The following is a 9,263-nucleotide window of genomic DNA, read 5'->3' as shown; positions in this document are numbered from 1 at the left end:
CCCAGCGCGTTGACTGTGCTTCCTGCCACCGCTGCCAAAGCCCTGGATGCTCCCGCCAGGTCGGAATGATCTCCCGTAACCATGGTGCTGATGGAATGCATCACCTGCCCAAGCTGGGAAGTGGCATCCAGATTATTCTTGGCCTCCCACAGAAGGTCGGAACCTGCTCCGGAATTATGGGAGTTCACCGCAGGCGTAAAAATATTGTCCTGCTGCACCGTGGCATTCAGCACAATATGATTGCCCTCCCGGCTCATAGTCGCATCCTTGTAATAAACGGCAAACAGGCCGGAAGTTCCCACGGATATGGATTCTCCCTCCGCCAAGCCGTCAATCGTGTCCGCTGTCATCAGAACCACGCCGTCCAGGCTGTCATACGTTCCCAGCCCCGTGTTGCCTTCCATATTGGCAAGCGAGAACCCCGCCCCATTCCCGATGGTGATGGAATCCGCCGTCAGCATAGCGGAGCCGAAAGGATCCGCCGCGCTTAGATTATAAACGAATTCCGTCGTAGAACCGCTTTGGAAATCAATGCTGCCGACGTTTAAGGAGGTATTGGAGTCTCCGGCTTCATGTCCAATGGCTTCAATACGCAGGGCGCCGGCAGAACCTACTGCAACATTCCGGTAATCAAGCGAGGGAGCGGCAGAGGTGCCTTTCAATACCAGCGTCCCCCCTCCATGAACGCCCAGGTCATACGTAGAGCTTCCCGTCTGCATTACCTGGGTCACGCTGCCGGATACGTCAATGCGCCCCTCACCATCCAGCGTACCGGAGAAAGAACCGTTTCTGGCGGAAGCGGAAGTGACAGACAGGGCGCCGCCGTTCAACGCCAGCATTCCGGAACCGGAGAGGGACTGGATAGATTTTTCCCCAGTCCCGGACAGGCTCAGCGTTCCGTTCAGCGTCACGGAAGTTCCGGACAGGCCGGCTTCCCCCGTCAGGGAGAGGGAGGAACCTTCCTGAATATTCAAACTCCCCGCTCCGGAAATGGAAGTCTCCTGATCCAGGACGGAATCCCCAGCGGTTCTGAATATTCCCCCCGCAGCAATTTCCAGGGAACCGCCTTCATCTTCATCCGACAGAGTGGCTGTGACAGTCCCTCCAATCACGGTGCGCGCCATTGCATCTGCAGAAGCGGAGGCCAGAGTCAGCGTGCCGACATTGTTGGCGCTTCCGTTCAGTTCCAGCGTGCCTTCTTTAACAACAACCGCATTGGGGGTATTGACATTGCCATTCAGCGCCAGGGTCTTTTCTCCCGTCTTGATCAGGTCCGTGCCGTCACCGTTCACGGTAAGATTGCCGTTGAACACAGAGTCGTTCAGATCGTTCGCAAGTTCGATTTCCAGGGAACCGTCTCCGGCGGCATTCACCGCCAGGTTACCCGTGCTGCTGGTGCCGGAGGAAAGATGCCGGATAACAGTCTTGTCCGTATTGGCTGCGGGTACGTCAAAATTCAGGGTGAGATTCGTGTCCACAATCACCTGCGCATAGGAATTCAGGGCCGGAATTTCCGTTACTGAAGAACCGTCTGCGGAAGCGATATAAATCTGGTCCGTTCTTCCGGAAATGATAATGCTGCCGCCATCCACTCCCTGGATGCCAAAGCCCAGGCTTTCCAGCGTAGCATTAAACGTAAGATGCCGGTTGAGCCATGCCACCAGGCCGCTGTCCGGCAATCCGGTAATCGTCCCGTCTGTCAGCAGAATACCGACAGATTCCTGTTCGCGCATGGCAATCAGGATATCCGTATCAATATCCATGTGCAGCGTGAGATCGGAAAAATCTCCGCCGAAAGAAACAGTCCCCGTAGTCGTATCATTAAACTGAATCAGACTACTCTGGTCCCCGGCAGCGGCATACGTGGTATTTTCCACTCCCACATGCAGGGAATTGCTTCCCGTCAGCGTCAGATTCCCTGTCAGCCCGGTAATGGACGTTCCCGCGGTAGCGGTGTTGATGCTGCCCACTTTGTCGCCGGACAGCCCGCCCAAATTAATATCCCCGGAATCGGCCTCCGCGTTTACGGTTACGCCGCCTGCCGTAACATAAGAGACGGCATGTTGCAGCCCTCCTTTGGTAATAGTGACATTGTTGGCAATCTCCTGGCCGTTCATATCCAGAATGGCACCGCCGTTGACGGAAACATCTCCGGCGCCCAGAGACCCGGCGCCCAGAGCTTTCACTGTACCACCATTCAGCGTAGTTCCTCCCTGATAATTGTTGGTGGAGTTCAGTTCCAGGGCCGCGGAACCGGCAGCCCTGTCCACCACCAGCGCCCCTGCTCCGGTAATCTGCCCAGCCCAGGAACCGGAAGCCTCTCCATTGCCCAGCTGAACCGTGCCGCCGGTAATGGCGAGCGTTCCCGTCGCGCTATTATCCTGCGTCAGCACCAGCGTTCCGGCTCCGGCCTGTTCCACCCTGGCGTTCAAGGCCCCTGCCGCTCCTACAGTGGCGTTCATCAGGATAATATCATTGGTGTAGGAAAATTTAAACAGGCTTGTCCCTCCGTCAGCCTTCAACACCACGCCATCCCCGAAAAGCTTTCCATCATTCAGAACGGCATCCGTATTGTTGCCGAACACCCATGTAAACAGGGAATCGCCTGTGTGGGAAAATGCTCCCAGGAACCCAGTCATATCTCCCGTCAAATAAGCGAACGCATTGCCCAGAGCTGTGGTCATGGAGCCAGACCCGGTAAACGCCCCGCCGAAGTAATAGGAATTTCCGCTTCCCCCGTTCAGATAGGAACCTTTTTCCAGAACATTGATTGTCGCCATAACAGCGGTATCCGCCGTGTTGACGGTTCCCAGCCAGAAACCGCGTCCATTCAAGGTGACCGTTCCCCGCCCCATACTGGCGGCGGTGGCAAACTGAAGGTCGCGGGCATCATTCGAATTTCCCGGATTATTGTTCAGCCCGGCTGCCACCAATTCCCCGGTAAAGGAAGAATTATCTCCGGAAATATAGAAACGGGACCTGGCAGCCTGGTTGTCCAGCTCAATCCTCCCCGCTCCGCTCATGCCGTTGATGACGATATTGGCATTGTCTCCGGCAGATATTCCGTTAATGGTGCTGGAAATGGCAAGCGTCCCGCCTGCATTCACCGTAACTCCCGCGGAAAACTTCGTTTGAACACTGCCGGAAGCAATGGACACGCCCCCTTCATCCACCGTCAGGGCCCCCGTATACACGGCGCCGCCGAGAGCCAACACGCCGTCGCCGGACTTTTCCAGGTTCAGCGTCTTGTAACGATCTGCGGAAGCCCAGCTTACGTTATTGCCGTTGGTATCCACTTTCACGGAACTCTTGCTCATGGAGGAAATCTGACCGGAAATATCCGCCGTTACTCCTGTTCCATACCGGAGGGTACCGCCGTCAAACGCCAAATCCCCTGTGCCTAAAGCAGCGTCATTCCCCATTTCAAGCGTTCCACCCTCCAGAATAACCTTTCCGGCATAACCAGCATTATCCATATTAATGGTTAGCTTGGCATTGCCGGTCTTCTCCAGATTTCCGCTGCCTTCCAGAGCTCCTCCTCCCTCTGCGGCATTCCATACATAATCCGTCGTATCCGCCTGAACCATCATGATTGTGGGAGAGACAACGCCATCAATGGTTACTGTTTGCAGGGAATTCCCGTCAATATCTCCCATGACCACTCCGGAACCATTATGATACACGCCGTCATTTTTCCACGGTGAAGAAGCCGGAGCAGTTACAGACCATATCCCGTCGCCGCCTTTCCATTCGAGCAAAGCAACCTGCTCCACCACCAGGGTAAGATTATTGTTCTCCGTGCTCCAGGAACCCAGAAGATTGTCGCCCAGAACAAAGGAACTGGCAGGGACTCCTGTCACGGAACCCGCATGAATCAGGCTGTACGAACCCTCTGCCCAGGCCACGCCTTCCATCGTTCCCTGCCCCAGAAGCAGTTCGCTGTTCACGGTCAGCGTTCCTGTTACATTAAGCAAGTATGCTCCGGACGCCGGAAGAGCGGAAAAATTCAGAAGAGACGCGTTTCCCAGCGTCAAAACACCGGCGTCCGCAATGCCGAGCGTTCCTCCGTTCATATTCAGGGCCGAGGCATTGGAAAGGCTGACATTGGCGAACTGAGTGGCAGCATTCACGGTCATGCCGGAGGAACCGCTCACGGTCAGGGCATTATTATAGACGGCATTATGCTGGGCCGTCACATTGCCGCCGTTTAAGCTGACTGAGCCGGAACCCAGAGCCGCGGCATTGTTCAATTGAACGGTCGCTCCATTGGAAATCACCCAATCAGCCGTCATGGAGGACTGGGCCGCCGTATTCAGAACAAGGATACCTGAAAAACCGTCAGCCCCCACCGTCATTGTCTTGGCTCCCGTCCCGGCCGTTCCAAGACCACCGTAAATATTCATGGTCTTGCCGGCCGCAATTTTAAACAGGGCGCCGGAATTGAAAACAACTCCATTCCATACCTGGTTGGCAACACCCAGAGAAAAATCCCCGCCTATATCAAACAGCGTATATCCTTCTCCTCCATCACGCAAATTAATGGTGCGGTTGGAGCCATTGCTCTTGGAAACGCTGAATCCGTCAGAATTATCCGTAACAGTTATGCCCCCAAGCGAAAGCGTATTGAAAGAAGCTTGAAGAGCCTTGAGCTGCCCCGTCATGCTTCCCGCATCAAAACGCATGCTGTTCGTCGCCGTACCGGCCCATGTTGCCGACCAGTTGCCGCTGCCGTAATCCGGAGTCCAGTTAGTATTCAAATGAACATCCACCGTCCCTCCCAGCCATGTATAGGTTTCCGCAACGGCACGTGGTGAGGAAACAGCGGCTATGCAGGCAAGCAGGGAGGACAAAAGACTTAAAGGAAGGTGCAGCTTCATGATTTTTAAAAGATGTACGGAAACTTCCTCCCGAACCTGACAGGAGGCTTTTTATCATCATTAGCGGATTAAAAATCCACCTACAAGCTTAAACGTTGATTCCGTAGGTGTTGCGCATCTTTCAGAAGAGGCCTTTCATCCTTTATCTGGTCTGGAGCCAAGGATATCCATCACTCTATCCTTATCAGTATAAACAAACAATCGGGCCAACTCTGGTATATTGGCCCGGTTCCCATCGCACGGCGAATTTTTAATCCGCTTTATGAATCCAAGCGATTTTGACGCAAAAAACAATTTTAATATAAATTATTCCAATATATTATGAAAACTGATCTCCGAACAGTAGAGCCGGCTCCGTCACGGATATACGCGTTGCCGTTGACGAAGACGGTTCCTTTCGTCCCCACCGGCACGCTCAGCCCCGCTCCGAGCTGCAACGCCATCGTTCCCGCTTTCGCCCCTCTCACGCTTTGCGCGAAGCCGGGGTTGCCCAGCAGGGTGACGTTTGTTTCTCCCCTGCGGTCTCCCAGGTCCTGCGCCGCGTTGACCCGGATTTCCCCCAGTTGCTTCACGTCCGAAGATGTTGCTGCCTGCCAGCTCCATCAATCAGCAAGTGAAATATCGGAACAAACTGATTCACGGAAACGCCTCCGCAGGAGAAAAACGCAGAATCCAGACCATGCCACGAAAAAGACAACATTTTTTCATAAAAACGCACTAAGCCGGGAAAGGTTTTCAATAACAGGCATGACTAAAGGAAAAGCAACCGGGGTCATATCTTTCCTCCTTGCTCCCGGCCCTGCAACTTGCTAAAATGCTTCAAGCAAGTTTTTATCTTTTTCCCATGGCCATTTTTGGTTCCTCCAATTTATCCGAATCAGGTGATTTGTTGATTTTCAACAAAGTATCTTACAAAACCCTTCTGATGTTCGAAAAAGAACTGGGCAGGGACCGCATGACCTACCTGGTGGAAGAAGGCCTCCCTCCGGATACAGCCACCGCCTCCCATCTGGAATCCACTAAAGCGGACGGCATCCTGTTCCAGGCCGGGGGCAGCGACCCTATCGCGCTGCGTTCCGCCATCATGGAACGCCTTAACGCAGGCAAAAGAGTAGTATTCCTGCCCGGCCCCGTCTCCCATGTGAAAGGCTCCATCAGCCAAATTCCGGCGCGGGTCATCAAGGCTCTGGAAGCCCTGCACATTTCCCCCGTACCGGTCTATACCGGCTTTTATACGAACTCCGTGCTGGACGCGGAGGCCGATACGGACGCCCAGGCGGATATCCAGATACATATTCTCCCCAAACTGGCCCCTGGGGCCGAGATGGCGGCGCGCCTTACTTCCGCGTGGCTGGAATGCTCCGCCCAGGCATACGCCACGCTGCCTCAGCTCCACGGTTCCCTGTCCGCCCTCCTTTTCCGCAGCCTTAAACTTCATTCCGACTGCCGGGTCATCGACGGCATTGACGACACGACGCTGACCTACGGCCAGCTGCTGGCCATTTCCGTAGCCTTTGCCAAGAGGTTGAAAAAAATTACCGCAAACCGCCGGGTCGGCATCATTCTTCCGCCGGGCAAGGGGGCGGCCATTGCTAATCTGGGCTGCCTGTTCGCCGGGAAAACGCCGGTGAATTTCAATTATTCCGCCTCGGAAGGAGCCTTCGCCAGCTCTGTAAAGCAGTCCGGCGTGGACTGGTTCATCACTGCGGATACCTTCATGCGAAAGCTCCAGAATTTCCCGTGGCCCCCCCAGCGGGATCTGATCCTCATGGAGCGGGAAATTCCCCTGCTTAAAGGTTCCGCCAAACGCTGGGGCCTCGCCATTAAATTCCTGACAGCGGGTTTCATTATTAAGAAGCTGGGGCTGGATGTTCCTACAGGAGCAGACGAAGCCGTGCTGATGTTCACTTCCGGCTCTTCTGGAGAGCCTAAAGGCGTGCCTCTGACCCATCACAATCTTCTTTCCAACATCTCTCAATGTTCTTCCCGCATTACGCTGGAACCGCAAAGCAGGTTTCTGGGAAGCCTGCCTGTATTCCACTGCTTCGGCATCACCATCGGACTCTGGTATCCGATGATCGGCGGGTATGACATGGTCACCTACCCGTCCCCTCTTGAAGCTAAACGGCTGGGAGCCCTTATCAAGCAGTACGGAATCAGTCTGGTAGTCACTACGCCCACTTTCCTGCGCGGTTTTATGAAACGTTGCGAAACGGACACCTTTCAAACCGTCCGCTATCTGATCGTTGGCGCGGAAAAATTGCCGGAAGACCTTGCTACTGCTTTCCGGGAAAAATTCGGCGTCATTCCCTGCGAGGGCTACGGCCTGACGGAAGCATCTCCCGTCTGTTCCGTCAACTTCATTGATCCGGCGCCATCCAATGCCGCCGGAGACTTCATTCCCGGCATGAAGAAGAGTTCCGTAGGAGCCCTCCTTCCCGGACTCGCCATACGCATCACCAGCCCCCACACGGGACGCGTGGTCCCCATCACTACTCCCGGCATGATCTGGCTGAAAGGGCCGAATATCTTTCCCGGCTATCTGGGCGGCTCGGAAATCGACCGGGACATTTTCGTGGACGGCTGGCTAAAAACCGGAGACATAGGTTCCGCAGACGAATTCGGCTTCCTGAAGATTGAAGGACGCATTTCCCGCTTCTCCAAAATAGGCGGGGAAATGGTGCCTCATGAAGCCCTGGAAGCCGCCATTATGAACATTTGGAATCTGGATCCGGCGGACGAAGAACGACGGATAGCCGTCGTCACCATTCCGGATCCCGTAAAAGGGGAAGCCGTAGCCCTGCTCACCACCCTGGTGACGGATTACGTACACCAGGCTCGGACCCTCATCAGGCATGGCCTGATTGACCAGGGACTGCCGGCCCTCTGGTGCCCCAAGGAAATTATTCCCGTAGAACGCATTCCGGTGCTCCCATCCGGCAAACTGGATATCAAGCAATGCAGGATGCTGGCGTATGAAGCTCTGAACATTCCCTTTGAACCATAATTTATGGAATTCCTGGAGGAAACGCCCGCCGCGCCCAACCCCATCACGGTCAAACAGCTCGTTTACCGCCTGAGGGACACAGTCAGCATCGCCGTGGGTACCCAGTGGGTAGTGGGAGAACTGAGCAACGTCAGGCATCACACCAGCGGCCACGTTTATTTCACCCTGAAGGAGCAGGGAGCGGAAATTTTCTGCGCCTTTTTCAAGGCAGCGGCATCAAAATGTCCCATACGGCTCCAGGAAGGGATGAAAGTCCATGTCCTGGGCAGCGCCACCGTGTACCCGGACCGGGGACAGCTCCAGCTGGTCATCAGGCAGGTAAAAGCCGCGGGACAGGGAGATTTGCAGGCTCGCTTTCTGGAGTTGAAAGCAAAGCTCCAGCGCGAGGGGCTGTTTGACGCGGAACATAAAAAGAAGATTCCCACGTTCCCCCGCGCCATCGGCATCGTCACCTCCCCTACTGGCGCCGTCATCCAGGACATACGGCACGTATTGGAACGCCGTGCTCCGTGGGTGAAGGCTTATCTGCTGCCCGTACGCGTGCAGGGGACGGGAGCGGAGCACGAAATAGCGGCTGCCGTGCGCGCCTGGTCCGGAGCTCCCTCCAACGGCCTTCCCCCCGTGGACGTGCTCATTGTAGGCCGCGGCGGCGGCTCCATTGAGGATTTGTGGAATTTCAATGAAGAAACGGTGGCTCGAGCCATTTACGAATGCACCGTTCCCGTGATTTCCGCAGTGGGTCATGACACGGACTTCACCATTGCGGATTTCGTAGCGGACCTGCGCGCGCCCACCCCCACCGCAGCTGCGGAGCTGGCCACGCCGGACGGACCTGAATGGCTCCGCAAACTGTCCAGAATGGAACAGGCTCTTCAGGCCTCCGCACGGCATTCCCTATTGCGTTCCAAGCTGAAACTGGATGTTTACCTGCGGGGGAAACTGTTGGATGCGTATTCCCTGCTCTCCCCTTATTCCCAGCGCCTGGACGATATGCAAGAAACCCTGCAAAATGCCGCAGCCACGCAAATTTTTCAGAGTACACTGAATATCAATAAATTGGAACACCATCTACAAATGCGCCACCCGGCCCACAGGAATCGGGAGCGCACGCAGCTTCTGGCTTCCCTTCAGGCCGGATTATCTCATGCAGTCGCCGCCCGCATGGCGGATTTATCTTCACAACTTACTCTGATTCAGATGCGTCTTGAAGCTCACAGCCCGGAACAGACCCTTCGCCGCGGATATGCCTTGGTGGAAAACCAGGATAAGCAGCTTATCCGGCAAACAAACCAGGTGAAGGCAGGAGAAAAATTGAAAATCCGCGTTTCCGACGGTTGTTTTTATGTCAGGGATGACACACCGCAATAAACTGTCTACAA

The 9,263-nt window shown here is 55.1% G+C and carries 4 protein-coding genes; 2 read left to right on the top strand and 2 right to left on the bottom strand.

Going from position 1 to position 9,263, the window contains the following annotated elements; genetic code table 11:
• Both B3075_RS09230 and B3075_RS09225 read right to left on the bottom strand, forming a co-directional pair.
• The coding region (locus B3075_RS09230; protein ID WP_290492076.1) for a beta strand repeat-containing protein at nucleotides 1-4,877 on the bottom strand (4,877 nt) is incomplete at its 3' end.
• Between the two features lie 296 nt (nucleotides 4,878-5,173).
• Nucleotides 5,174-5,449, bottom strand: coding sequence for a hypothetical protein (locus tag B3075_RS09225; protein WP_290488631.1), 276 nt, complete (start codon nucleotides 5,447-5,449; stop codon nucleotides 5,174-5,176).
• Between the two features lie 272 nt (nucleotides 5,450-5,721).
• Between B3075_RS09225 and B3075_RS09220 the strand changes: the two genes are divergently transcribed.
• Together B3075_RS09220 and xseA are read left to right on the top strand one after the other, a co-directional pair.
• Nucleotides 5,722-7,884, top strand: coding sequence for an AMP-binding protein (locus B3075_RS09220; RefSeq protein ID WP_290488630.1), 2,163 nt, complete (start codon nucleotides 5,722-5,724; stop codon nucleotides 7,882-7,884).
• A gap of 3 nt (nucleotides 7,885-7,887) precedes the next feature.
• Nucleotides 7,888-9,252, top strand: a complete 1,365-nt coding sequence (xseA, locus tag B3075_RS09215; protein ID WP_290488629.1) for an exodeoxyribonuclease VII large subunit — start codon at nucleotides 7,888-7,890, stop codon at nucleotides 9,250-9,252.
• The last annotated feature ends 11 nt before the right edge of the window (nucleotides 9,253-9,263 follow it).

This window comes from Akkermansia sp. UBA7090 (genome assembly GCF_002493465.1).
Classification (GTDB): domain Bacteria; phylum Verrucomicrobiota; class Verrucomicrobiia; order Verrucomicrobiales; family Akkermansiaceae; genus Akkermansia; species Akkermansia muciniphila_A.
Note: the sequence above shows the minus strand (reverse complement) of the source record. Positions and strands in the feature narration are given on the sequence as shown.

Coding starts and splice junctions, on each gene's coding strand:
- xseA (WP_290488629.1), top strand. CDS start 7,888: ATGGAATTCCTGGAGGAAACGCCCGCCGCGCCCAACCCCATCACGGTC.
- B3075_RS09220 (WP_290488630.1), top strand. CDS start 5,722: ATGGCCATTTTTGGTTCCTCCAATTTATCCGAATCAGGTGATTTGTTG.